17 protein-coding genes are annotated in these 20,746 nt (G+C 62.5%); 13 read left to right on the forward strand and 4 right to left on the reverse strand.

Annotation, left to right across the window (positions count from 1 at the left end; all coding sequences use genetic code 11):
- Positions 1 to 26: 26 nt before the first annotated feature.
- The gene (locus tag AC3WJM_RS04705) at positions 27 to 542 is read right to left on the reverse strand and encodes a hypothetical protein (RefSeq protein WP_492271280.1); all 516 of its coding nucleotides are present in this window, start codon (positions 540 to 542) and stop codon (positions 27 to 29) included.
- Between the two features lie 644 nt (positions 543 to 1,186).
- Here AC3WJM_RS04705 and AC3WJM_RS04710 point away from each other — a divergent pair.
- The 3 genes from AC3WJM_RS04710 (at position 1,187) to AC3WJM_RS04720 (ending at position 5,775) form a co-directional block, all read left to right on the forward strand.
- A complete protein-coding gene (locus tag AC3WJM_RS04710; RefSeq protein ID WP_236812072.1) occupies positions 1,187 to 2,962 on the forward strand; it encodes an ABC transporter family substrate-binding protein in 1,776 nt (591 codons plus the stop codon).
- 180 nt (positions 2,963 to 3,142) lie between these two features.
- Positions 3,143 to 4,684 (forward strand): ABC transporter permease, encoded by a 1,542-nt coding sequence (locus tag AC3WJM_RS04715; protein ID WP_492271281.1) that lies wholly within the window; start codon positions 3,143 to 3,145, stop codon positions 4,682 to 4,684.
- Positions 4,681 to 5,775, forward strand: coding sequence for an ABC transporter permease (locus AC3WJM_RS04720; protein ID WP_492271282.1), 1,095 nt, complete (start codon positions 4,681 to 4,683; stop codon positions 5,773 to 5,775). The genes AC3WJM_RS04715 and AC3WJM_RS04720 overlap by 4 nt, the downstream gene beginning before the upstream one ends.
- Positions 5,776 to 5,799: 24 nt before the next feature.
- Here AC3WJM_RS04720 and AC3WJM_RS04725 read toward each other — a convergent pair whose 3' ends face one another.
- Complete coding sequence (locus tag AC3WJM_RS04725; RefSeq protein ID WP_492271283.1) at positions 5,800 to 6,426, reverse strand: PH domain-containing protein; 627 nt, start codon at positions 6,424 to 6,426, stop codon at positions 5,800 to 5,802.
- A 154-nt stretch (positions 6,427 to 6,580) separates the two neighbouring features.
- Here AC3WJM_RS04725 and AC3WJM_RS04730 point away from each other — a divergent pair, with 154 nt between their 5' ends.
- The 7 genes from AC3WJM_RS04730 (at position 6,581) to AC3WJM_RS04760 (ending at position 16,852) form a co-directional block, all read left to right on the forward strand.
- The gene (locus tag AC3WJM_RS04730) at positions 6,581 to 8,353 is read left to right on the forward strand and encodes a dipeptide ABC transporter ATP-binding protein (RefSeq protein WP_370872178.1); all 1,773 of its coding nucleotides are present in this window, start codon (positions 6,581 to 6,583) and stop codon (positions 8,351 to 8,353) included.
- A gap of 423 nt (positions 8,354 to 8,776) precedes the next feature.
- Entirely contained in the window at positions 8,777 to 10,459 is a 1,683-nt protein-coding gene (locus tag AC3WJM_RS04735; protein WP_284991415.1) for a peptide ABC transporter substrate-binding protein, read from the forward strand.
- A gap of 133 nt (positions 10,460 to 10,592) precedes the next feature.
- Entirely contained in the window at positions 10,593 to 11,522 is a 930-nt protein-coding gene (locus tag AC3WJM_RS04740; protein ID WP_059387472.1) for an ABC transporter permease, read from the forward strand.
- Between the two features lie 7 nt (positions 11,523 to 11,529).
- Positions 11,530 to 12,480, forward strand: a complete 951-nt coding sequence (locus AC3WJM_RS04745) for an ABC transporter permease (protein WP_059387473.1) — start codon at positions 11,530 to 11,532, stop codon at positions 12,478 to 12,480.
- A gap of 11 nt (positions 12,481 to 12,491) precedes the next feature.
- Positions 12,492 to 14,204, forward strand: a complete 1,713-nt coding sequence (locus tag AC3WJM_RS04750; protein ID WP_306958662.1) for a dipeptide ABC transporter ATP-binding protein — start codon at positions 12,492 to 12,494, stop codon at positions 14,202 to 14,204.
- A gap of 295 nt (positions 14,205 to 14,499) precedes the next feature.
- A complete protein-coding gene (typA, locus tag AC3WJM_RS04755) occupies positions 14,500 to 16,428 on the forward strand; it encodes a translational GTPase TypA (protein WP_284991419.1) in 1,929 nt (642 codons plus the stop codon).
- A gap of 43 nt (positions 16,429 to 16,471) precedes the next feature.
- Positions 16,472 to 16,852, forward strand: coding sequence for a hypothetical protein (locus tag AC3WJM_RS04760; protein WP_306958661.1), 381 nt, complete (start codon positions 16,472 to 16,474; stop codon positions 16,850 to 16,852).
- Here the strand turns inward: AC3WJM_RS04760 and AC3WJM_RS04765 are convergent, their stop codons facing one another.
- Entirely contained in the window at positions 16,853 to 17,359 is a 507-nt protein-coding gene (locus AC3WJM_RS04765; RefSeq protein ID WP_492271284.1) for an ArsR family transcriptional regulator, read from the reverse strand.
- 63 nt (positions 17,360 to 17,422) lie between these two features.
- On the opposite strand from AC3WJM_RS04765, the gene AC3WJM_RS04770 reads away from it, so the two are divergent.
- Entirely contained in the window at positions 17,423 to 18,721 is a 1,299-nt protein-coding gene (locus AC3WJM_RS04770; protein ID WP_306958660.1) for an MFS transporter, read from the forward strand.
- Between the two features lie 22 nt (positions 18,722 to 18,743).
- On the opposite strand, the gene AC3WJM_RS04775 is transcribed toward AC3WJM_RS04770, so the two are convergent.
- Positions 18,744 to 18,986 carry a putative acetyltransferase gene (locus AC3WJM_RS04775; RefSeq protein WP_332601977.1) on the reverse strand — a complete coding sequence of 81 codons (243 nt, stop codon included), beginning with the start codon at positions 18,984 to 18,986 and terminating at the stop codon, positions 18,744 to 18,746.
- A gap of 134 nt (positions 18,987 to 19,120) precedes the next feature.
- Here AC3WJM_RS04775 and fdxA point away from each other — a divergent pair, with 134 nt between their 5' ends.
- Positions 19,121 to 19,447 carry a ferredoxin gene (gene fdxA / locus AC3WJM_RS04780; protein ID WP_018776555.1) on the forward strand — a complete coding sequence of 109 codons (327 nt, stop codon included), beginning with the start codon at positions 19,121 to 19,123 and terminating at the stop codon, positions 19,445 to 19,447.
- 15 nt (positions 19,448 to 19,462) lie between these two features.
- Complete coding sequence (gene dapC, locus AC3WJM_RS04785) at positions 19,463 to 20,611, forward strand: succinyldiaminopimelate transaminase (RefSeq protein WP_492271285.1); 1,149 nt, start codon at positions 19,463 to 19,465, stop codon at positions 20,609 to 20,611.
- Positions 20,612 to 20,746 lie beyond the last annotated feature (135 nt).

Raw genomic sequence — 20,746 nt, forward strand, 5'->3', positions numbered from 1 at the left:
CCAGCCCAACGACTGACGGCAGCCTTCTACACGTTCCAGTGGTAGTGCCCGTTCTTGTCGGCGCCTTTGCCTCCGCAGATGTAGGTCCGGCCGTTTGCGGCAACTCCTTGCATGCCGACGTCGGCATTAGGGCAAAAGGCTCCCGGGATTATCCCTTGGACCGTGTTCGGCGCTGCGGGTTGCTGGGCAGCGGGAACAGGGTCTGCGGGCGCCGCCGGTGCGGCTGGTACAACAGGCGCCGGCGCCTGTACTGCGGGGGCCGGTGCCGCCGGTGCCGCCGGGGCTGGTGCGGCGGGTGCTGGTACGACGGCGACCGGCGCCGCCGACGGCGGAGCAGCGGCCGCCGTCGTGGGAGCCTGAGCGGAAGGCGACGGCGAAGAAAAAGTCGGACTGGCGCTGAAGCTTGGCGACGCGGTGGACGTAATCACCGCTGTCTGGCTTGGTACGTTTCGTACTTCTGAAGCCGGTGCGCCGCACGCGGCAAGCGCCAAGCCGACGGCTACCCCGATAAGGGCACGCTGAATGAAGCGGGTTGAGACCATGATTCCCCCAAATAGACCAGTGAATTGATGAAAGACTAGGCCTGCGCGCGGGGGAAAGCGAGAGTAACCGGGTTAGTCGGTTTTCGGGTACCAGACTACGGTCGCGGGCTCGCCGTCATCGGACTCAATAGCAGGTTCGTCGGTCAGCGGTTGGCCATGCGCCAAACCAGACCATTGGTACTCTCCGCCGGGGTGAATCTCAGGGAAGTCCGATACCTCGCCCTCGCTGCGTTCTTTATCACGGGGACCGCCTTCGTAAGTGAATTTCTCGCCCATAGACCTCAACGTAAACCCCAAGGAGGGGTCTGGATACCCCCTCCACCGTGCCAGAGGCCTGTGGGATCTCTTCCCAGCGCTCCCCGCCCGGAAGGCTCAGTGATGGGGAATTAACTGACATAAGCCCCGGTTCGCCCTGAATCTGGGCTTATGTCATGTTGGCGTGGATCACGGAACCACTAGGACGTCCTTGAATGATTGCATCTCGATAACAAACGTTACCGGCGGGAAACTTTAGACCCAAAGATCCGTTCCGGGCGCTAGGCTACTGCTCATGTGAGACGAGCCACAAGCCTGCTGAGGGGGTTGTGGCAGTCTGCCGGAGTCAACAGCGCCGGCTTTTTCCACTCAAAAAAATAGGAGGCGGAATGCGTTTCGGACGTACTTCCAAAGCAGTGGGTATTGCGGCAATCGCCGCAATCGCACTGAGCGCCTGTGCCGGCAATTCCGGTGGCAATACCCCGTCCACCGGAGCAGCCAAGACGGGTGGCACGGCCACTGTGGTCGAGGTCAACGCTTTCAACACGTTCAACCCCAACACAGCCGACGGCAATACTGACATCAACTCCAAGGTCAGCTACGCAACGCACTCGGGCTTCTACTACATTGACAACAAGCTGAACGTCGTTCACAACGACAAGTTCGGCAAGATGGAGAAGGTCTCGGACAACCCGCTGACCGTCAAGTACACCATCAACGATGGTGTGAAGTGGTCTGACGGCACCCCGGTCTCCGCAGCTGACCTCCTCCTCCAGTGGGCGGCCTTCTCCGGTTACTACGACGACGCCGATGCCAAGGCAAAGACGGGCACGTCCTACTTCTCGTACGCGGGTGACAACACGGGCCTCAGCCTGACGGACTTCCCGGAAATCAGCAACAACAACAAGACCCTCACGCTCAAGTACTCCAAGCCGTTCGCTGACTGGGAGATCGTGCTTGGTGGTCCCGGCATTGACGTTCCTGCCCACGTCCTCGCGCAGAAGGCCGGCCTGAAGGACACCCAGGCCTTGATTGACTTCTTCAAGAGCAAGCCGCGCGGAGACTCCAAGGCACCGCTTCCCGCCGACGCGAAGCTGAAGGCAATGTCGGACATGTGGAACACCGGCTTCGACACGAAGACGCTTCCCGCTGACCCGACCCTGTTCCTCTCGAACGGCCCTTACATCGTCAAGAGCATGAACCAGGACCAGTCCCTCACCATGGTCCGCAACAAGGACTACAACTGGGGACCGACTCCGAACCTTGACGAAATCACCGTCCGGTACATCGGTTCGGCGCCGGCCCAGGTGCAGGCCCTCAAGAACGGCGAGGCGGACATCATTGCCCCGCAGGCTTCCGCGGACACTCTCGACCAGTTGAAGGCACTCTCCAGCCAGGGCGTCACTGTCGATCAGGGCAACCAGCTGGCCTTCGACCACTTGGACCTGAACTTCTCGGGTCCGCTGGCTGACCAAAACGTGCGTACCGCCTTCATGAAGACGGTGCCCCGCAAGGACATCGTCAGCAAGATCATCGGCAAGCTTGACCCGAACGCGAAGCCGCTGGACTCGCAGATCTTCGTTCCCCAGCAGGCTGCCTACGCCGACTCCGCCAAGAACAACGGCTCCTCGGCCTACCAGGACGTGGACATTGATGGTGCCAAGAAGCTCCTGAACGGCGCTACTCCGGAAATCCGCATCATGTACAACAAGGACAACCCCAACCGTGTTGACGCCTTCTCGCTGATCCGCGAATCCGCCACCAAGGCTGGCTTCAAGATCGTCGACGGCGGCCTGGGCAAGTCCGACTGGGGCAAGGCCTTGGGCAAGGGCGGCTACGATGCCACCATCTTCGGCTGGATCAACCCGGGCGTCGGTGTCTCCGGCGTTCCGCAGATCTTCAAGACCGCTGGTGGCAACAACTTCAACCAGTTCAGCAACACTGACGCTGACAAGTTGATGGAAGAGCTCGTGGTCACCACCGACCGCAGCAAGCAGGATGATCTGCAGAAGCAGATCGACAAGAAGATCTGGGACTCCGCATACGGCGTGCCGCTCTTCCAGTCCGTGAACGTGGACGCTTACAGCGACCGCATCACCGGCGTGAAGCTCATGCCGAACCAGACTGGCGTTTGGTGGAACTTCTGGGAGTGGGCTCAGAAGTAAGGCCTAACTAGCGCGCAATATCGCCAGCCGAGGCGCCGGGACCGACGTATCATGGTCCCGGCGCCTTCGGGTTGGTGAACCGGCACATTGTCTGCTTCCCCAACGACCTCAAGCAGGGAAGGGGCACGATTCTGCGATAGGCGCCGGAGACCCCGGGCCTGGATTTCGAGGTTCTTCACCATGTTGACCTATATCGTCCGGCGGCTCGTAACCGCCGCATTCATTCTTCTCGGAGCATCTTTCCTGGTGTATCTCCTGACGGCGTTGTCCGGGGACCCTTTGGAAGAGCTTCGCACCAGCAGCGCACCGAACCGGCAAGCATTGATGGATGCCCGAATCAATCTGCTTGATCTCGACACGCCAGCGCCGCTGCGTTATTTCAAGTGGTTGGGCGGCGCCGCCCAGTGTCTGGTTCCCTTAGGCAACGCCTGCAATCTCGGGAAGAACATCGCCGGGCAGCCAATTACGGAAGCGCTCGGCTTCGCGCTGGTCCAAACCCTGACGCTGGTTACCGGTGCGACAATTCTCGCGATCCTCATCGGCATTTCGCTCGGCATCGTCACGGCACTGCGCCAGTACAGCGCGTTGGACTATGGCGTAACCTTCATGGCCTTCCTGTTTTTCTCCTTGCCGATCTTCTGGGTAGCCGTTCTCCTCAAGGAGTTCGGTGCTATCGGCTTTAATGACTTCCTGCGAAATCCGGAAATACCGCCGGTCGTGGCTCTTGGAATCGGGGCCGTCCTGGGCATCATCGGGGCCGTCGTCGTCGGCGGTGCGGTGAAGCGCCGACTGATCGTTGGTGGCTCGGTCTTTGCGGCCGTTTCGCTTATCCTCTTCTACTTCTCGCTGACTCAATGGTTCCGCAATCCGGGCCTGGGGCCGGTCATCATCGCCATCATGGGGGTGGGAATCGCCTTCGGAATCACGATTTTGGTTTCCGGACTCAAGAACCGCAAGGCCCTGCAATCAAGCCTGATCGTGGTGGGCATTGGCGTGGTTGCCTACTTTGCTGTGCAGCCGCTGCTCAATGACGCGACCGGGCTGATGATCTTCCTCCTGGCCATCGCCACTATCTTGGTTGGCGTGGCAGTGGGGTACTTCATGGGCGGCTACGACCGGGGCCAGTCCATGCGCGCCGCCGGGCTGACCGCCTTCCTGGTCGGGTTCCTTGTGGTTGTGGACAAATTCATGCAGGCTTGGCCGTCCTATTTCAACAACAGCCGGGTGCGCGGGCGCCCCATCGCCACGATCGGGGCAGGAACCCCGAACATCCAAGGCGATTTCTGGATCATGTCGACAGACACCTTGACCCACCTCGTCTTGCCGACGATTGCCCTCATCCTTGTGTCGTTGGCCAGCTACACCCGGTTCACACGCTCGTCGATGCTCGAAATCATGAACATGGACTACATCCGGACTGCGCGGGCAAAGGGTCTGAGCGAACGTTCCGTGATCATGGGCCACGCCTTCCGGAACGCCCTGATCCCTATTGCAACGATCGTTGCTTTCGACATCGGTGCGTTGATCGGTGGCGCCGTCATCACGGAAACGGTCTTCTCCGTTCGGGGCATGGGTTTCCTGTTCATCGACGGACTGCTGCACACTGACCCGAACCCCGTGATGGGCGTGTTCCTTTGTGTTGCAATCACCGCCATGGTCTTCAACCTGATAGCGGACCTCGCGTACTCCGCGCTCGACCCACGCGTAAGGATCAAAGCATGAGCCAGCCAACCCAAGAGGAAGAACTCCTCGCGCAACAGGCGCTTGCCGAAGCTGCAGCCACCCATGCAAGCAGCGAAGCCACCAGCGGCCTGAGCCAAGGCCAGATTGTCCGCAAGAGGTTTTTCGGCCACACCGGCGCCCTAATCGGACTCGCGGTTTTTGCAGTGATCTTCCTGCTTGCTTTCACCTCGGTGGGCGCATTCGGGATTCCCGGATGGTGGAAGTACAACCATGTGGACGTTTCGCCCTTGGTCAACGACGGTGCCCCCACGTCGTCGTTTTGGCCGCTCGCCTGGGGAGAGCACCCGTTCGGCCAGGACCGTATTGGACGCGATCTGTTTGCCATGACCATGCGCGGTGCCCAACAATCCATCACGGTCATGGTCCTTATCGGCGCCATCGCGGGCGCCGTCGGCGCAATCGTCGGGGGACTCGCCGGCTATTTCCGCGGCTGGGTCGAAGCCATCCTCATGCGCCTGACCGATGTCATCATCATCATTCCGTTGCTGCTCCTTGCGGCTGTTGTTGGCCAGATAGCCAACCGCAGGGATGAGGGAAGCTGGCTGACCGGATTTGCCGCCAACAACGGCGTCGTCATCCTTGGCATTTTCCTCGGCTTTGTGAGCTGGGTGGGCCTCGCCCGCCTGGTCCGCGGTGAGTTCCTGACCCTGCGCGAGCGGGAGTTCGTTGACGCAGCCAGGATCTCCGGAGCGTCCAACGCAAGGATCATCTTCAAGCACATCCTCCCCAACGCCGTCGGTGTGCTGATCGTCAACGTGACGCTGACCATGTCCGCGGCGATCCTGCTCGAGACGGCACTCAGCTACCTGGGCCTCGGCGTGAAGGCTCCCGACACCTCGCTCGGCCTGCTGGTTGCCCAGAACCAAGAAGCCTTCGCAACGAGGCCGTGGCTGTTCTGGTTCCCCGGCCTGTTCATCATCCTCATCTGCCTTAGCATCAACTTCATCGGAGACGGCCTGCGGGACGCCTTCGATCCCCGGCAGAAGAAGTTCAAAGCCAAGACCGCCGTCGAAACCACGCGCCACTCGAGCACGACGGCGCCGGTTGCCGACGCCTCGAAGGGCAGCTGAGTGCTACCCGCCCAGGGAAACGTCCTACAGGAAGACCGCCCAATAACTGGCCGCGGCCAGGGCTACCGTGGCTGCTATCCGGAACCATCCGATGGCAACGGTCACCAAAGCGTCTTCAGCCCGGCCGGGTTCCACGCGTCCGGCCTCGACGAGGTCCTGCCAGCGGGTGCGCACCAGGATCGCTGCGGCGCCGGAATCGGTGTTCTTGAGATCTCCGGGGCGAACCGAGCTGCTGGGGCCGTAGGTGGTGCCCGGGAGTCCTTTGAGATGCTCAGGGCGGGCATTGCGCCCGCCCCAGATTCCCGGCGCGGGAGCAGCCCACGCCGGATACTTCTTGCGGGGCGTCACCAGCGTGAGGGCGTAGCGGGTATCAACCTGCACCAGGGCATCCCAGGGAACATCGATGGTCCGGAAGGGATTCTCCAGCGCGACGCCGGAATCCCGGACCACCACAACCGGGCGCCAGAAGAGCAACCAGCCAAGAAACGCTACGAAGAGCAGGGGAGCGGTTCCGGGAAGGGAGCGCGGTCCGGCTGCCACGAGCGCAACGACCACTCCGAAAACGGCAACTGCCCAGCAGATCCAAGCAAAAATCTTGCTGGTGCGGGCCTTGAAGATTTCGACATTTCCGGCATACGGCGCTCTGCTCATGCCCCTAATAATTCAGGATTCCGGGCTACTTCACTAATCACCCCTTGGAGGGTGGCCCGGTCGGAAGGGAAGACCCAACATGACTGACAACGCCAGCCCCGAACCGGAGGCCACCCACCTCGAGACCGAGTCGGATAAGAGCGCGCGCGGGGCCATGGTCCTGGAAGTACGCGATCTCAGCGTCGACTTCGGTGTGGATAAGAAATGGGTCCCTGCCGCCATCGGACTGAACTACGAGGTCAGGGCCGGCGAGGTCCTCGCGATCGTCGGTGAGTCCGGGTCCGGCAAGAGTGCAAGTTCCATGGCATTGCTTGGCTTGTTGCCCAGCAACAGCCGTGTCCGGGGGAGCGTCAAGCTCTCGGGCAAGGAGCTGCTGGGTGAGAAATCAGGCAACATCCGTGAAGTCCGCGGCAAGGATGTCGCGGTCATCTTCCAGGAGCCCATGACCGCGCTCAACCCTGTGTACACCGTGGGTACGCAAATAGTGGAGACGATCCGGCTGCACAACTCGATCTCGCCCGATGAAGCCAAGCAGCGGGCCTTGCGCATGCTCGAGCTGGTGGAGCTGCCGGACCCGGAGAAGGCCTTCAAGTCGTATCCGCACCAGCTCTCCGGCGGCCAGCGGCAGCGAGCCATGATCGCGCAATCATTGTCCTGTGATCCCAAGCTCCTGATCGCAGACGAACCCACCACTGCCTTGGATGTGACTGTCCAGGCTGAAATCCTGGACCTGATGCGCAACCTGCGCAACAAGCTGGACAGCGCCATCGTCCTGATCACGCACGACATGGGCGTTGTGGCCGACCTCGCCGATCGAATTGCCGTGATGCGCCAGGGCGTCATCGTGGAGAGCGGCACTGCGCAACAGATCTTCAGCAACCCGCAGCACGGATACACACAAGCTCTTCTAGCCGCTGTTCCCCACCTGGGACAGGGTGCTGACAGCGCCGACGTTGACGTCACCGCGGCGTTGGCTGCCGCAACCCACTCCGAGCTGGAATCGGTCGATCACGATGAGCTGGTCCGCCGGGAACTTGAGAACCAGGCCGCTTTGAAGGCGGCGGCCGAAGAAGCAGCCAAGCCCAAGGGTGAGCCCGTACTTGAGCTGGTCGACGTCGCCATCGAGTACCCCAAGCAGGGCCGGGTCCCCGCGTTCCGAGCTGTCGAGGGAGCCAACCTCGTGATCTACCCCGGCCAGGTTGTAGGCCTTGTGGGGGAGTCCGGATCGGGCAAGACGACCATTGGACGCGCCGCCGTCGGGCTCTTGCCCGTAGCCGAGGGCAGCATGCGCGTGGTGGGGCAGGACATTTCCGCCGCAAAGCGGAATGGAAAGCAACTGCACGAAGTGCGCCGCGACATCGGCATGGTGTTCCAGGATCCGTCGTCGTCGTTGAATCCGCGGCTGCCCATCGGCGAAAGCATCGGCGAACCGATGTACCTCGCCGGGGTCGCGAAGGGCGTCGATCTGCAGAAACGGATTGAGACCCTCCTGGACCAGGTGGAACTGCCGCGCGGGTACCGCAACCGCTATCCACATGAATTGTCAGGCGGCCAGAAGCAGCGCGTCGGCATTGCCCGGGCGCTCTCCCTGCAGCCCAAGCTGATGGTCGCGGATGAACCGACATCGGCGCTGGACGTCTCGGTGCAGGCGAAGGTCCTGGAACTTTTCCAGAACCTGCAGAGGGAGCTGGGATTCGCGTGCCTGTTCGTGACGCACGACCTTGCCGTGGTTGACGTGCTCGCGGACCGGATCTGCGTGATGCAGCGGGGCAGGATCGTGGAGCAGGGCACCCGCGAGCAGATCCTTCGCAATCCGCAGGAGCCGTACACGCAGAGGCTGCTGGCCGCGGTGCCGCTGCCGGACCCCGAGAAGCAGCGTGAGCGTCGCGAACTGCGCGCCCAACTCATGGCGGCCGGCATCGAGTAGCAACCCGAAGGCGCTCGCGGCGGCACGAACTGATGGTCGCAACCGAAAGAGTCTCCGTCGCCATGGGCGGCGGGGGCTCTTTTTTGGTGCTTGTTGACGCGTCGGCCAGGCCGGTTGCACTCCGTACGGGATGCCCGAAAAACCCTGGTTTTCCGGGGGAAACCAGGGGTCAGGCATGTCGAGTGTAGCAAGGAAAATCCCATTGCGTGAAATGACTGCTTCATTTACTTGAAATGACTGCTTCATTACTAAAACTGTCAAGTGCACACTTCGTTGTTCATGCCAATGGGATTCCATATTTCGGACAAGCTGTGGTTAGGATTACACATCCATGTAGGCCGCGTCACAGGATAATTCTGTGCCTGGCCCCGGGGGCAGCTATGAGTTGCCCCGACCCATCCCCCTGAATCCATAGGAGGCGGAATGCGTTTTTCGCGCACTTCCAAAGCTCTTGGCTTGCTCGCAGTCGCCGCGCTTGCCCTCACCGGATGCGGCAGCGCTGGCTCCGGAAGCAGCGGCCCGACCGCTGCCGGCGATCCGAACAAAATCATCACCGCATACAGCAATGAACCCCAGCACCCCCTCATCCCTTCCAACACCAACGAGGTGTACGGCGGCCGCGTTGTCGACCTCCTGTTCGAAGGCCTGACCAGCTACGACGCCAATGGCAAGTCCGTGAACGCACTCGCGGAATCCATTGACACGAGCGACGGCCAGAACTACACCATCAAGGTCAAGAAGGGCGCCAAGTTCACCAACGGCGAGGCAGTCACCGCCAAGAGCTTCGTTGATGCTTGGAACTTCGCCGCACTGAGCACCAACGCCCAGTCCAGCAGCAGCTTCTTCGAATCCATCGAAGGCTACGACGCAGTCAGCGCCGTCACGAAGACCAAGGGCGCGGACGGAAAGTCAACGTCGACTCCCGCACCGACCGCCCAGACGATGTCCGGCCTGGTGCTGAAGGACGACTCGACCATCACGGTCAAGCTGGCCCAGCCGGAGGCCGACTGGCCGCAGCGCCTCGGCTACTCCGCCTTCATGCCGCTTCCGGCCGACGCCCTCAAGGACCCGAAGGCCTTCGGCGAAAACCCGATCGGCAATGGCCCGTACAAGATGGCCGCCAAGGGTGCCTGGCAGCACGACAGCCAGATCGCCCTCGTCAAGAACCCGGACTACCAGGGCACGCGCATGGCCAAGAACGGCGGCGTGACCTTCAAGTTCTACACCGACCCGGCTCCGGCTTACACCGACGTCCAGGCCAACAACCTTGACGTAACCGACGTCCTGCCCACGAACGCCCTGAAGACCTACACAACGGACTTCCCGGACCACAGCCTCAACAAGGCTTACGCGGGCAACGCAACCCTGAACATCCCGAACTACCTGCCTGAGTTCCAGGGACCCGCCGGCCAGCTGCGCCGCCAGGCCATCTCCATGGCGATCAACCGCGATGAGATCACCAAGGTCGTCTTCAACGGCACCCGCATCCCTGCGAAGGACTTCACGTCGCCGTCCATCGATGGCTACAACGCCAACGTGACAGGCTCTGACGTTCTGAAGTTCGACGCCGCGAAGGCCAAGGACCTCTGGGCAAAGGCAAACGCCATGAGCCCGTGGCCCGCCGACAAGGTTCTGCAGCTCGCGTACAACACCGATGGTGGCAACAAGGAATGGATTGACGCCGTTGCCAACAACCTGAAGAACAACCTCGGCATCAAGGCAGAAGGCCAGCCGTTCGCCAAGTTCGCCGAGATCCTGAACCTCCGCACGGCCAAGACCCTCCCGGGCTTCACCCGCGCCGGATGGCAGGCAGACTACCCGTCGCTGTTCAACTTCCTCGGCCCGCTGCTGAAGACCGGAGCCAGCGCCAACTACGAGGGCTACAGCAACCCTGAGTTCGACAAGCTGCTGACCGAGGGCCTGGCTTCCAAGTCCACGGACGACGCCAACAAGAAGTTCACCCAGGCTCAGGAAATCCTCTTCAAGGACCTCCCGAACCTGCCCCTGTGGTACCAGGCACGCCAGGCTGTATGGAGCCAGAACGTCAGCAACGTTGACTCCGGCTGGAACGGCGTCCTGCTGTACTACAACATCACCGCAAAGTAGTCCTACTGGACTTGTTCCAAGCTCGTTAGCGTATGGGGGTCCGGCCACAAACCGGGCCCCCATGCCTTGATTCGGCACGAAAGCTGTCCCAAATGAATCCCCACATTTTCAAGAGCGCCCAGGAACCGTTGCTGTGACCCAGTACATCCTCCGGCGTTTGCTGCAGGTCATTCCCGTGTTCCTGGGAACCACCCTGCTCGTGTACTTCATGGTCTTTGCCCTCCCGGGCGACCCCATCCGCGCCCTGTTCGGCGACCGACCGCCCAGCGAGTCCGTCATTGCCGCGCTGCGCCAGCAATACAACCTCGACCAGCCGTTCTGGGTCCAGTACGGACTGTTCCTCAAGAACCTCTTCACGTTCAACCTCGGGGTGGACTTCACCGGCCAGCCAATCGCCGCCACCCTCGGCCGCGTTTTCCCGGTCACCGCCATGCTCGCCGTCGAGGCCCTTGCCATCCAGGCTGTCTTCGGTGTGGCCTTCGGCTTGATTGCAGGCTTGCGCAAGGGAAAGATCTTCGACTCCACCGTGCTTGTCGCGTCCCTCGTGGTCATTGCCGTCCCGACGTTCGTCCTGGGCTTCGTGCTTCAGCTCGTCGTTGGCGTACAGCTTGGCTGGGCCAAGCCGACCGTTGGATCCAACGCGGATTGGGGCACCCTGATCCTTCCGGCCACCGTCCTTGGCCTCGTGTCCTTTGCCTACGTGCTGCGCCTGACCCGCGCCTCGGTCATTGAAAACATGAACGCCGACTACGTCCGCACGGCAACCGCAAAAGGCCTGTCCCGCCCCCGCGTGGTCCTGGCCCACATCCTGCGAAACTCCATGATTCCCGTGGTCACCTACCTGGGCGCGAACCTGGGTGGCTTGATGGGCGGCGCGATCGTCACCGAAGGCATTTTCAACGTGCCCGGCGTCGGCCAGAAGCTCTACCAAGCCGTGATCCGCAGCGAAGGCCCCACAGTCGTCGCCATTGTGAGCGTGCTGGTACTGGTCTTCGTTGCCGCCAACCTGTTGGTGGACCTCCTTTACGCCTGGCTTGACCCCAGGATTCGCTATGAAAAGTAGATCCGTTATGAAAAGTAACCGTCAGATCGAGCACTATGTTGCCCCTATCGACGAGACACCGCTGCTGGCGACCGATACCCTCAAGGTCGACGCAGCACCCCTGAGCCTGTGGGCGGATGCCTGGCGGAAGCTCCGCCGTCGGCCGCTCTTCATCATCTCGGCGCTCATGATCCTGCTGCTCCTCGTAGTCGCGTTCTTCCCGGGCCTCTTCACGCAGACTGCCCCGAACGACAACTGCCAGCTGGGCGACTCCCTCGCGGGCCCCTCGGCCGGCCACCCCCTGGGATTCACCTTCCAGGGCTGCGACATCTACTCCCGCGTCATCCACGGCACCCAGGCATCCTTGACTGTCGGCGTCGTCTCCGTCATTTTCGTCCTGATCATCGGGGTCACCCTCGGTGCACTGGCCGGCTTCTTCGGCGGCTGGGTTGACACCATCATTGCCCGCATCGGCGACATCTTCTTCGCGTTGCCCTTGGTCCTTGGCGCGCTGGTAGTTACCCAGCTCCCCTTCTTCCGCGAGAACAAGAGCGTGTTCACGGTGGTCATGGTCATCGTGATGCTCGGCTGGCCCCAAATGGCCCGCATCACCCGTGGGGCCGTGATCGAAGTCCGCAACGCGGATTTCGTCACGGCCGCACGCTCGCTCGGTGTCTCCAAGATCGGCACGCTGGTCCGGCACGTCGTTCCGAACGCGCTCGCGCCGATCATCGTCCTGGCCACCATGGAGCTTGGCGTCTTCATCGTGACGGAAGCAACGCTGTCCTTCCTTGGCATTGGCCTGCCCGGCAGCATCATGTCCTGGGGTAACGACATTTCCGCGGCGAAGGACACGTTGCGCACCAACCCCGAGGTGCTGATGTTCCCCGCAACCGCACTGTCCATCACGGTCCTGAGCTTCATCATGCTTGGCGACGCGCTGCGTGACGCCCTTGACCCCAAGAGCCGCAAGCGATGAAGGAGGCAATCATGACAACATCCAACGTCACCATCGACGAAGCCGGAACCGAAGAGCGTCCGCTCCTTGAAATCCGGGACCTCGCCATCTCCTTCCAGACGGCGAGCGGCGAATTCCAGGCCGTCAAGAATGCGCACCTGACCATCATGCCCGGCGAGACTGTCGCCATTGTGGGTGAGTCCGGTTCGGGGAAGTCGACGACGGCGCTCGCCGCCATTGGCCTCCTGCCGGAGAACGGCAGGGTTTCCAGCGGGCAGATCCTGCTCGACGGCGAGGACATCTCCCACGCCCCGGAACGGCGCATGATCGAGTTGCGCGGCAACACGATCGGCATGGTTCCGCAGGATCCGATGTCCAACCTCAACCCGGTCTGGAAGATCGGATACCAGGTCCGCGAGACGCTGCGCGCCAACGGCAAGCCCAGCGGTCCTGCCGACGTCGCCCGCGTCCTGGGGGAGGCCGGCTTGCCGGACTCCGCACGCCGCGCCAAGCAGTATCCGCACGAATTCTCCGGCGGCATGCGCCAGCGGGCCCTGATCGCCATCGGCCTGTCTTGCCAGCCGCGGCTCCTGATCGCCGATGAGCCGACGTCGGCCCTGGACGTCACGGTGCAGCGGCAGATCCTTGACCACCTCGAAACCATGACGGCGGAGCTCGGCACGGCAGTCCTGCTCATCACCCACGATCTCGGCCTCGCTGCCGAGCGCGCGGACAAAGTAGTGGTCATGTACCGCGGCAACGTGGTGGAGGCCGGTCCTTCCCTCGAATTGCTTCGCAACCCGCAACACCCCTACACCCAGCGGTTGGTGGCCTCGGCGCCGTCACTCGCTTCGCGTAGGATCCAGGCCGCCAAGGCCGAAGGAATCCAGACGGAAGAACTCCTGGCGCCCACCGAAGCTGTGGCCGAAAAGGCATTGGCCGACGACGTCTTGAAGGTCGAAAGCCTCAGCAAGGTCTTCAAGCTGCGCTCCGGCGTCGGCAAGGCAACGGACTTCACTGCGGTGGACAACGTCTCGTTCAACGTCAAACGGGGGACGACGACGGCGATCGTGGGTGAATCGGGTTCCGGCAAGTCCACCGTGGCCCAGATGGTCCTCAACCTGCTCGCGCCGACGTCGGGCCGGATTGTGTTCGACGGTGTGGACACCTCCACCTTGAACAGCCGGGAAATCTTCAAGTTCCGGCGCCGCGTCCAGCCGATTTTCCAGGACCCGTACGGTTCACTCGACCCGATGTACAACATCTTCAGGACCATCGAGGAACCGCTCCGGACCCACAAGATCGGTGACAAGGTCAGCCGCGAGAAGAAGGTCCGGGAACTCCTGGACCAGGTGGCGCTGCCTCAGTCCACCATGCAGCGGTACCCGAACGAGCTCTCCGGCGGCCAAAGGCAGCGCGTCGCGATCGCGCGCGCGCTCGCCCTCGACCCCGAAGTGATCATCTGTGACGAAGCGGTCTCCGCTTTGGACGTCTTGGTGCAGGCCCAGGTCTTGAACCTCCTGGCCGAGCTGCAGTCCAATCTTGGCCTGACGTACCTGTTCATCACGCACGACCTCGCCGTCGTGCGGCAGATCGCCGACCATGTCTGCGTGATGCAGAAGGGCAAGCTCGTGGAAACGGGCAGCACGGACGACGTCTTCGATTCGCCGCAGCAGGACTACACCAAGGCCCTGCTCAACGCGATCCCGGGTGCCAGCCTGATGCTTCCGCCCGTGGTGGCCTGACGGTGCTGGCGCCCGTGCGCTGAGTGCCAGCCGGGGGAGCAGAAGAGCCGGTACCACTTCCGTGGGGGGAAGTGGTACCGGCTCTTTTGCTGTTTCCGGCTCATCCCGAGTTCGCTGCCGATTGTGATGAAAGGCACAATTCGATGACCTGGAGGGTGATTTTTAGGCCAATAAATACCACAGCGTTTAGACTCTATGAAGGTGCCCTGTGTCAAAGGGTCTAATCCGTCGTGCGTTCCGGTTGGAAATGTCGCGATACAACAGCTGACTTCACCACTGAATCGAGCCATTACGCATGTCTGAAACCACCACCAACACCGCCGCGACCACTGCATCGCGCAGTGATCTGCGCAACGTCGCGATTGTGGCCCACGTTGACCACGGCAAGACCACGCTGGTCGACGCCATGCTCAAGCAGACCAACTCCTTCGCCGAGCACAACCACCTGGAAGACCGCGTCATGGACTCCGGTGACCTGGAGCGCGAAAAGGGCATCACCATCCTCGCCAAGAACACCACGGTTGCCTACAACGGCCCGTCGTCCAATGGCGAGACCATCACCATCAACGTGATCGACACCCCCGGCCACGCCGACTTCGGTGGCGAGGTGGAGCGCGGCCTGTCCATGGTTGACGGCGTGGTCCTCCTGGTCGACGCTTCCGAAGGTCCGCTGCCGCAGACCCGCTTCGTCCTCCGCAAGGCCCTTGCCGCGCACTTGCCCGTCATCCTGCTGGTCAACAAGACCGACCGCCCCGACGCCCGCATCGAAGAGGTTGTCCACGAGTCCATGGACCTGCTCCTTGGCCTGGCCTCCGACCTCGCGGACGAAGTTCCGGACCTGGACCTGGACAAGATCCTGGAAGTACCCGTGGTCTACGCCGCAGCCAAGGTCGGCCGCGCCTCCCTCGAGCAGCCGGCTGACGGCTCGGCCCCGGAAAACGAAGATCTCGAACCCCTCTTCAAGGCGATCATCGAGCACATCCCGGCGCCGACCTACAACCCGAACGGTGTCCTTCAGGCGCACGTCACCAACCTGGACGCTTCCCCGTTCCTTGGCCGCCTTGCACTCCTGCGCATCTACAACGGCACCCTCCGCAAGGGCCAGACCGTCGCCTGGGCGCGTGCCAACGGTGAGCTGAAGAACGTCAAGATCACCGAGCTCCTGGCCACCAAGGCCCTTGACCGCGTACCGGCAGAGTCTGCCGGCCCCGGCGAGATCGTGGCTGTTGCCGGTATCGAGGAAATCACCATCGGTGAGACCCTCACTGACGCCGAGAACCCGCAGCCGCTGCCGCTTATCACGGTGGATGACCCCGCGATCTCCATGACCATCGGTATCAACACCTCCCCGCTGGCCGGCAAGGTCAAGGGCGCCAAGGTCACGGCGCGCCAGGTGAAGGATCGCCTGGACAAGGAACTGATCGGTAACGTCTCCATCAAGGTCCTGCCCACCGAGCGTCCGGATGCTTGGGAAGTCCAGGGACGTGGCGAGCTTGCGCTGGCCATCCTCGTGGAGCAGATGCGACGCGAAGGCTTCGAGCTCACTGTCGGCAAGCCGCAGGTTGTCACCCGGACCGTCGACGGCAAGATCCACGAGCCGATGGAACACATGACCATCGACGTGCCTGAAGAGTACCTCGGTGCGGTCACGCAGCTGATGGCTGCCCGCAAGGGCCGCATGACCAACATGGCCAACCACGGTACCGGCTGGTGCCGCATGGAATTCATCGTTCCGGCACGTGGCCTCATCGGCTTCCGCACCAAGTTCCTTACGGACACCCGTGGCGCCGGCATCGCTTCCTCGATCTCCGAAGGCTACGAGCCGTGGGCCGGCCCTATCGAATACCGCACCAACGGTTCGATGGTTGCCGACCGCGCCGGTGTGGTCACCCCCTTCGCCATGATCAACCTGCAGGAACGCGGCTCCTTCTTCGTGAAGCCCACGTCCGAGGTCTACGAAGGCATGATCGTCGGCGAGAACTCCCGCGCCGACGACATGGACGTCAACATCACGAAGGAAAAGAAGCTCACCAACATGCGTGCCGCTTCCTCTGACACCTTTGAGAACCTGACGCCGCCGCGCGACCTGACCCTCGAAGAGTCCCTCGAATTCGCCCGCGAAGACGAGTGCGTTGAGGTAACCCCGGACTCCATCCGCATCCGCAAGGTGATCCTGGACGCCAACGAGCGCGCCAAGGCTACCCGCGCACGCGCCAAAGTCTGATCCTGCGCAGATCAAGTACTGACGCGCCAAACGGACTGACGCATTGAATAAGGGAGCCACCGGAACAGCACGCGGCATTGCCGTGGCTGTTCCGGTGGCTCTTTTTGCTGCCTTTGCAGGCACCGCACTGCACCGGCAGGCGCTCCTTATTGCCGGCGTCGACGTCTCTTGGGGTACCGCAGCGGCACTGCTCCTGCTCGCATCGCTCCAGCTGCTGCTGGGTGCGTGGTCGCGATCCTTGATCCCGACGGCGGTGGTGGGCATTGTTTGTTACGCCGCCGTAGGCGTGCTCTCCACGGGCGGAACGGGCAAGCAGCTGATCGTCGCGGATGTGCCCGGAAATGTGTGGGTTTACGGGAGTGCGGGCATCACTTTCGTGATGCTCTTGTGGTGCCGGCGCTACGGGCGTCCTCCGCGCGCTTAGCTAGTCGGCGCTTGGGTCCCGGTGGTGGGCGATCAAGAGCGAGGTGGCCTCGCCGTCGTCGTCTGCCGGAAGACGCATATATTCCTCGACGACCGCCCGCAGCTTGCCCATCATCTCCTGCTGCCGTGCAGCATTGAACTTCACGCCAAGCCGCCAGACATCGATGTCCCCTGGCGTTAGCCCGCGGGTTTCCTGGACGAATGTTTCGATCAGGACAGGGGCAATATCGTCGACGGGAGTGCTCCACGAGGTGCGGGTGGCGATGTACGGCACCTCCTTGGCGCCCCTCTTTCCCTTCCGGCCTTCCTGAGGTTCAAGAAAACCGGTGCGCACCAAGGTCCGGACATGATGCAGGCTTGACGCCGGATTGATATCCAACAGCCCCGCAATCTCTTTGTTGGTGCGAGCGTGGTGCAGGCAGAGCCGGAGAATCCTCAAGCGCAGGGGGGAGCTCAAGGCGCGGCCCTTGGCCACCAGGTCGCTGTCCTCCCGCTCGTGTTCCGTCATGGTGGCCAGTGTAGCCAGCCTTGAGTGATTGACATATACCAATCACTACAGGAAACTGGGCGGGTGAACGCCGGGACCACGGACAATGCTCAGCAAACTGACACAGCTCAGCACACTGCCTCGCTGTGGCGGGACCGGAACTTCATCACCTTCTGGTCGGGCCAGGCCGTCAGCCAGCTTGGGGCGCAACTGGGGCAATTGGCTTTTCCCGTCCTCGCGGTGACTTTGCTCGGCGCCAGTGAGTTCGAAGTCGGCGCGCTCAATGCCGCCGGCCTTGCGGCCTTCCTGCTGATCGGTTTGCCGGCAGGAGCGTGGGTTGACCGCTGGCTCAAGCGTCGCACCATGATCGTGGCGGACCTGGTCCGGACCGCGGCAATGGCGACCGTACCAATCCTCTGGTGGGCCGGCATCCTGCAGATCTGGCACCTTTACGCCGTAGCCGCCGTCGTCGGGGCCGCGACGGTCTTCTTCGACGTTTCCTACCAGAGCTATGTGCCCGTGCTCGTGGATGCCGCGAAAGTGCCGCAGGCGAACTCCAAGCTCGAGGCCACCTCCCAGATCGCACGGATCGGGGGTCCTGCCGCGGGCGGTGGCTTGCTGACGGTCGTGTCCGCCCCGGTGCTGTTCGTCGGGGAGGCGATCGGGTATCTGCTGTCGGCCATCTTCCTGCTCAGGACGCGCGATGCGGAACGGCCCGTGGCCGCGAAGGATCGGCAGCCGCTGGCAAGCGAAATCAAGGAGGGCCTGGTCTTCGTGGTCAGGCATCCCCTGATCAGCAGGATTGCGGCGTGCACGGGCGGGGTCAACTTCTTCACCACGCTTGCCTTCACCTTGATGCCGGTGTTGGTACTTCGTGAACTGGAACTCGGTCCGGAGGGCATGGGCCTCATCATGGCGGTCGGCGCCGTGGGCGGACTGATCGGGGCGGTTGCCGCGCCCAGGTTGGCGGCCTGGATCGGCGAGGGGACGGTTATTCCCGTGGCGTCGATGATCAGCTCGCTTTTCCTCCTCCTGGTTCCGTTGTGCGTGCTTGCCCCCGAGCGATGGATGTCCCTGGTGATGCTCATCGTCTCAGAGTTCGGGTTCGCTTTCGGAGTGCTGGTGTACAACATCATGCAGTTGAGCATGAGGCAGCGCGTGTGTCCGCCCCGGCTCCTGGGGCGCATGAATGCGTCCATTCGCTTCGTGGTGTGGGGGGTCATGCCGATCGCTGCCCTAGCCTCGGGCCTCCTCGCCGAGAACATCGGCCTCGTACCGACACTCTGGATCGGCTTGGGCGGAAGTCTTGTTTTTGTTGCGCCTGTGCTGTTCTCCCCGCTGTGGGGAATGCGCAGGCTCCCCGACGAGGTGCATGGCGCCTGACCCTCCGGGACATGAGGCGGAACTACTCGCGGGTTGTGCGCGGACCCCGGCGCGGGGGCGGAGGAGGGACCGCTTTTGCCGCCACAACAAGGGCCAGCGGGATCTCGACGTCGGACTGTCGGGTACGGATGGTGCACGCACCGTCGGCGACCGAGAGCAGGTAGCCGAGGGCATCGGTGAAGCCGTTGTCCAGGCGGTATCGGACAACTACCCGTGTTCCGGATACGGTATTGAGCAGGAAATCCTGGGGCCGGGGCAGATTCACCAGTTCATAGTAAGACGCCCGGCTAGGTTGCTGAGTTCCCGCTGGGGGATAATAGGCTCAGAATTCGATGTACCGGCCACAGGGCCGGTGGTACTACCCGGAAATTCCGGGACAACTGTGGAGAGGCAAGGGACGTGACCTACGTAATCGCGCAGCCGTGTGTGGACGTCAAGGACAAGGCATGTATTGAAGAATGCCCTGTTGACTGCATCTACGAAGGCGAACGTTCCCTCTATATCCACCCGGATGAGTGCGTGGACTGCGGAGCTTGCGAACCCGTGTGCCCGGTGGAAGCGATCTACTACGAGGACGACACCCCGGAGGAATGGGCCGACTACTACAAGGCCAACGTCGAGTTCTTCGATGACCTTGGTTCCCCGGGCGGAGCCGCCAAGATCGGCAACACCGGTAAGGACCACCCCTTCATCGCCGCGCTGCCCCCACAGAACCAAGACCACTAAGAACGGTTGCTTCCTTTGATTTCTGCGGCCCCCGCTTTCGGCCTCAACCTGCCTGACTATCCTTGGGAAGCGATGGCGCCGTACGTGGCCAAGGCTTCAGAACACCCGGGCGGGGCAGTCAATCTCTCCATCGGAACCCCCGTGGATCCGACGCCGCAACTGGTCCGCGAGGCGCTTGCCCGGGCAGCTGACGCCCATGGTTACCCGACGGTCCACGGCACGGAAGCTCTTCGCGAGGCCGTATCCAACTGGTTCGCCAGCCGCCGCGGGGTCCCGGGAATCGATCCGAGGGACGTCCTGCCGACCGTCGGCTCCAAGGAATTGGTGGCCTGGTTGCCGTTCCTGCTGGGACTGAGCGCAGGCGAGGTCGTGGTCCGCCCCACTGTGGCGTACCCGACCTACGACATCGGCGCCATGCTCGCAGGCGCCACTGCCGTCGCGGCAGACAGCCTGGACGAACTGGACTCAGCCACCCGCGCGAGGGTCCGGCTGATCTGGATCAATTCCCCCGGCAATCCCACGGGCAGCGTCCGTGACGTCGAATCCCTCAGGCAGATCGTCGCCCAGGCGCGCGAGATCGGCGCAGTCGTGGCGTCGGATGAATGCTATGCCGAACTCGGCTGGGGCGAATGGGATGCCCAGCGTGGCGGCGAGGCAGTGCCTAGCGTCCTTGACCCACGCGTCACGGGAGGATCCACGGACGGACTCTTGTGCGTCTACTCCCTCAGCAAACAATCGAACCTCGCCGGCTACCGTGCCGCCTTCGTGGCTGGTGACTCGTCGATCGTGGCGAATCTGGTCAACAGCCGCAAGCACGCCGGCATGATCGTGCCGTATCCGGTCCAGGAAGCCATGCGTACCGCGCTCGGCGATGCCGGCCACGTGCTCGCCCAAAAGGATCTCTACCGCGGGCGCCGTGAACGCCTCCTGCCGGCACTGAAGAACTTCGGCCTGGAGATCCACGAGTCCAAAGCTGGCCTGTACTTGTGGTCCACCGCAGGGGAGGCGACGTGGGACACAGTCCGCCGTTTCGCTGAGCTGGGGATCGTCGTCGGGCCCGGGGTGTTCTATGGAGACGCGGGCAATGGTTTCATCCGTGTGGCGCTCACCGGTACGGACGAACGCATCGATGCGGCAGTCGAACGCTTGGACACTGCCCGGTAACAATGCTGTGACTTCCCGCACAGGGCGCGTCATTCCGCCAGTAACCGTAGCTTGTGAATTAGTTTGTCCCGCTTACTGGCGGTAGCTTTTAACTGACTATCAATGGTGGCTTTCTCCACGAAGGCAGTTCGGCCG

It is taken from the genome of Arthrobacter sp. FW306-1B-G06A (assembly GCF_058781765.1).

Bases quoted from the DNA above. Each gene is read 5' to 3' on its own strand.
- AC3WJM_RS04750 (WP_306958662.1), top strand. From the start codon at position 12,492: ATGACAACATCCAACGTCACCATCGACGAAGCCGGAACCGAAGAGCGT.
- AC3WJM_RS04765 (WP_492271284.1), bottom strand. From the start codon at position 17,359: ATGACGGAACACGAGCGGGAGGACAGCGACCTGGTGGCCAAGGGCCGC.
- AC3WJM_RS04735 (WP_284991415.1), top strand. From the start codon at position 8,777: ATGCGTTTTTCGCGCACTTCCAAAGCTCTTGGCTTGCTCGCAGTCGCC.
- AC3WJM_RS04705 (WP_492271280.1), bottom strand. From the start codon at position 542: ATGGTCTCAACCCGCTTCATTCAGCGTGCCCTTATCGGGGTAGCCGTC.
- AC3WJM_RS04720 (WP_492271282.1), top strand. From the start codon at position 4,681: ATGAGCCAGCCAACCCAAGAGGAAGAACTCCTCGCGCAACAGGCGCTT.
- typA (WP_284991419.1), top strand. From the start codon at position 14,500: ATGTCTGAAACCACCACCAACACCGCCGCGACCACTGCATCGCGCAGT.
- AC3WJM_RS04730 (WP_370872178.1), top strand. From the start codon at position 6,581: ATGGTCCTGGAAGTACGCGATCTCAGCGTCGACTTCGGTGTGGATAAG.
- AC3WJM_RS04715 (WP_492271281.1), top strand. From the start codon at position 3,143: ATGTTGACCTATATCGTCCGGCGGCTCGTAACCGCCGCATTCATTCTT.
- AC3WJM_RS04710 (WP_236812072.1), top strand. From the start codon at position 1,187: ATGCGTTTCGGACGTACTTCCAAAGCAGTGGGTATTGCGGCAATCGCC.
- AC3WJM_RS04725 (WP_492271283.1), bottom strand. From the start codon at position 6,426: ATGAGCAGAGCGCCGTATGCCGGAAATGTCGAAATCTTCAAGGCCCGC.
- AC3WJM_RS04745 (WP_059387473.1), top strand. From the start codon at position 11,530: ATGAAAAGTAACCGTCAGATCGAGCACTATGTTGCCCCTATCGACGAG.